The sequence below is a fragment of the Enterobacter sp. SECR19-1250 genome, from assembly GCF_013391025.1.
Lineage (GTDB): Bacteria > Pseudomonadota > Gammaproteobacteria > Enterobacterales > Enterobacteriaceae > Enterobacter > Enterobacter cloacae.
This window is the reverse complement of the sequence record NZ_JACASJ010000195.1, coordinates 1-4,070: the sequence shown is the minus strand read 5'-3', so window position 1 is coordinate 4,070 and position 4,070 is coordinate 1. Positions and strand designations below refer to the sequence as shown.

The window sequence follows — 4,070 nt, the reverse complement described above, 5'->3', positions numbered from 1 at the left end:
AAACACCGAAAGAGATAATTGAAAAGGGTGTTGCGTTGACAGGTTGAATCTACAACACTCTTTTTTATGATTTTACCCTCCGGGCAGTTAGCACGTAACCGGCTGTTTTTATTTGTCATAACGCATAATTTTCTTTCTCAAAACGGGGATATTCCGTCCCCTGTGCCCCATGTCACAAAACAGTAAACAAATTAACCATTGAGCCCCGTGGCAAAAGGCTCTATATTGGCGGCGTTTTTTTCAGGCCCCCATCTGTTTTTTAACTTTTTATTCAATCGTGGCTCATAACGAAGCGGCGGTTGTAGGAGTGATATGATGACGGATAAAGTCCGTATTGACACCGTAGATGCCCACAAAAGCAACGAAACCTATCTGGCCCGTCAGGCCGAGTTTGAATCTAACGTCAGGAGTTATCCGCGCAAACTGCCTTTAGCCATCACTAAAGCAGAAGGCGTGTGGATCACCGATGCAGATAATAAAGAATACCTTGACTGTTTAGCAGGCGCAGGCACCCTCGCGCTTGGCCATAACCACCCTGATGTGCTGAAAAGCATCCAAAATGTCATTACCAGCGGCTTGCCGTTACATACTCTGGATCTGACTACGCCTCTGAAAGACGCGTTTTCCGAATACCTGCTCTCTCTGCTGCCTGGTCAGGGCAAAGAGTACTGCCTGCAGTTCACCGGTCCATCCGGTGCTGACGCCGTGGAAGCGGCGCTGAAGCTGGCGAAAAAAGTCACCGGCCGTAGCGGTATCATCAGCTTCTCGGGTGGTTACCACGGTATGACTCACGGTGCACTGTCCGTGACCGGTAACCTGTCTCCGAAAGAAGCGGTAGACGGTATGATGCCAGAAGTGCAGTTCATGCCTTACCCACACCAGTACCGTTGCCCACTGGGTATCGGCGGTGAAGCGGGCGTGAAAGCGCTGACCTACTACTTCGAAAACCTGATCAACGACGTTGAAAGCGGCGTGCGTAAACCTGCTGCGGTAATCCTGGAGGCCGTTCAGGGTGAAGGCGGCGTGAACCCGGCTCCTGTTGAGTGGCTGCAGCGCATCCGTAAAGTGACTCAGGAACACGGCATTCTGCTGATCCTAGACGAAGTTCAGGCAGGCTTTGCCCGTACCGGTAAATTCTTCGCGTTCGAACACGCTGGCATTGAGCCAGACATCATCGTGATGTCTAAAGCCGTTGGTGGCGGTCTGCCACTGGCTGTGCTGGGTATCAAAAAGCAGTTCGATGCATGGGCACCAGGTCACCACACCGGCACCTTCCGCGGCAACCAGCTGGCGATGGCAACCGGTCTGACGACGCTGAAGATCCTGAAAGACCAGAACATCGCTGGCAAAGTGGCTGCACAGGGCGAATGGCTGAAAGGCCAGCTGAACGAGATGGCGAAACGCTATCCGGTTATCGGCCACGTTCGCGGTCTGGGCATGATGATCGGTATTGAGATCGTTAAACCACACGAAGCCGCTGACCACATGGGTTGCTTCCCGGGTGATGGCGAGCTGTCTGCACTGATTCAGAAGAAGTGCTTCGAAGCCGGTCTGATTCTGGAGCGCGGTGGTCGTAACGGTATCGTTCTGCGTCTGCTGCCTTCTCTGCTGATCAGCGATGATGAGCTGAAAGTCTTCCTGGATAAATTCGAGCAGGCACTGCTTGCTGCGGGCGTTCGCCCGGCGTAACCGGAGTTGTTGATTACGATGTCTGATTCAAACCCAATTTTGTTCTCCTCTGCGCAGAGCATTGAAGCTTACCAGCAGGCGATTGAACAAAGCACTCAGGCTGTGATGCAGTGGCTGAAACAGCCTGAGATGTATCAGGGCAAAACGGTCGCGGAACTGCGCGACCGCATTAAGCTGGATTTCACCCCGAAAGGGCTGGGCAACGAAGCGGCGATTGAACGCGCCGTGGAGTTTTTCCTGAAAGACAGTTTGTCCGTTCATCACCCGCAGTGTGTGGCGCACCTGCACTGCCCAAGCCTGGTCGTTAGCCAGGCGGCGGAAGTGCTGATTAACGCCACTAACCAGAGCATGGACTCCTGGGATCAAAGCCCGTCCGCAACCATTATTGAGATCAAACTGATCGAATGGCTGCGTACCCGCGTGGGTTATCAGGCTGGCGACGCGGGTGTCTTCACCAGCGGCGGCACCCAGAGCAACCTGATGGGTCTGATGCTGGCACGTGATGCGTTCTTCGCACGTCAGGGCCACTCTGTCCAGCAGGATGGTCTGACGGGCGATCTGCGTAAGATCCGCGTACTGTGCTCCGAAAACGCGCACTTCTCCGTGCAGAAAAACATGGCGCTGATGGGGCTGGGTTATCAGTCCGTCGTGCAGGTGAAAACTGACGAATTCTCTCGCATGGATCTGACCGATCTGGCGGCGAAAATCGAGCAGTGCAACGCCAACGGCGAACAGATCCTGGCGATTGTCGCGACAGCCGGGACCACCGATGCCGGTGCTATTGACCCGCTGCGTGCCATTGCTGAACTGGCGGCGAAGCAGAACATCTGGGTACACGTTGATGCGGCCTGGGGCGGCGCACTGCTGATGTCTGAGCAGTATCGTCACTACCTGGACGGCATTGAACTGGTGGATTCCGTTACTCTGGACTTCCACAAACAGTTCTTCCAGACCATCAGCTGCGGCGCATTCCTGCTGAAGGAAGCGCGCCACTATGAACTGATGCGCTATCAGGCGGCTTACCTGAACTCTGAGTTCGACGAAGAAGCCGGCGTGCCGAACCTGGTATCCAAATCGCTGCAGACCACACGCCGTTTCGACGCGCTGAAGCTGTGGATGAGCCTGGAAGCGCTGGGTCAGGAGCAATACGCGGCGATTATCGATCACGGCGTGACGCTGGCGCAGCAGGTTGCAGCTTATGTGAAAGAGCAGCCCGCTCTGGAACTGGTTATGCAGCCACAGCTGGCAAGCGTGCTGTTCCGCTTCCGTGGCGAGGTGCAGGCAGATGATGCAGGTATCGCCCTGCTGAACCAGAAAATTGGTGATGCGCTGCTGGAGTCCGGCCGTGCAAACGTCGGCGTGACCGAGCATAACGGCGTGACCTGTCTGAAGCTGACGCTGCTGAACCCAACCGTGACGCTGGAGGATATCAAAACCCTGCTGTCTCTGGTTGAGCGTACTGCGCAGGAAGTTCTGGCGAAGTAATACACAGCCCCTCTTCCACCGGGAGAGGGGCTATTTTTATAACCCTGCCCACCACATCCTGACTTTCAATCCCCAGTAGCTTGTCCAGCCCGTTGTTGTACTGACGACATTGCCATTAGAGACCAGCACCAGCGTCGGCGTTACGCTAACCTGCCATTGCTGTGACAGCGCACCGTTTTCGTCATTAATCACCGGCATTTTCAGCTGCTTCTTTTCGACCCAGCGCGCAAGCTTAGCGTCATCACCAGAGCGCATGGCAATACTCACCACGTTCCCGCCCTCTTCCGCCAGCCTATTGACCGCAGGCGTGGTATAGCGACAGATGCTGCACCAGGTCGCCCAGACGTAAATCAGCAGCGGCCGATCCTGACTGAGTGCGGCAATGTCATGTACTGAGCCATCAATGCCCTGCATTGGGGTAGCGCTAAACGTGGCGGGTAATGTCGGCTTGCGGTACTGATCCACACCCCACATCACGGCCAGCGCCAGCAGTACGAGTATGATCCCTTCCCGCGCCCAGCGGCGCAGTTGGCTGAATTTGCGGTTTTCCATTGTGACCTCGTGATTTAACGAAAGTCATCTTAGCGAGCTGCGCGCCGTTTCGCTGTAAAGAAGTGTCGTCCTACCTGGTGCGTAAGGTATCAACCATCAGGGTAAAGCAGGACTCAATGAGCGGAGGCAGCGCCTGCGGGGCACGCATCAGCGCCACCGTGCGCGCCAGGGCCGGTTGCTGAAGGTGAACCACCTTAAGCTGCGGGTCCTGCAGGTGGGTGGTATAAAGCTGAGGCAATATCCCCACGGCAAGCTTCGAGCGCACCAGCCCGTATAATGTCTCGATATAGTGTACTGCACCCATTTTGTTGGACGATGAAATGGAATAGTCCCTGATATGTCAA

General features: G+C 55.3%; 3 protein-coding genes and 1 pseudogene. 2 read left to right on the top strand and 2 right to left on the bottom strand.

All coding sequences use genetic code 11. The features are described 5' to 3' along the window. The first annotated feature begins 312 nt into the window (after nucleotides 1–312). Nucleotides 313–1,689, top strand: a complete 1,377-nt coding sequence (locus tag HX884_RS25515; RefSeq protein WP_013097916.1) for a diaminobutyrate--2-oxoglutarate transaminase — start codon at nucleotides 313–315, stop codon at nucleotides 1,687–1,689. An 18-nt stretch (nucleotides 1,690–1,707) separates the two neighbouring features. Next, complete coding sequence (locus tag HX884_RS25510) at nucleotides 1,708–3,174, top strand: aspartate aminotransferase family protein (RefSeq protein ID WP_178328977.1); 1,467 nt, start codon at nucleotides 1,708–1,710, stop codon at nucleotides 3,172–3,174. Between the two features lie 36 nt (nucleotides 3,175–3,210). Here HX884_RS25510 and HX884_RS25505 read toward each other — a convergent pair whose 3' ends face one another. Beyond that, a complete protein-coding gene (locus HX884_RS25505; RefSeq protein WP_178328976.1) occupies nucleotides 3,211–3,726 on the bottom strand; it encodes a protein disulfide oxidoreductase in 516 nt (171 codons plus the stop codon). A 70-nt stretch (nucleotides 3,727–3,796) separates the two neighbouring features. Then, nucleotides 3,797–4,021 (bottom strand): annotated as a pseudogene (locus HX884_RS25500) (LysR substrate-binding domain-containing protein); the annotation flags it as partial. Between the last annotated feature and the right edge of the window lie 49 nt (nucleotides 4,022–4,070).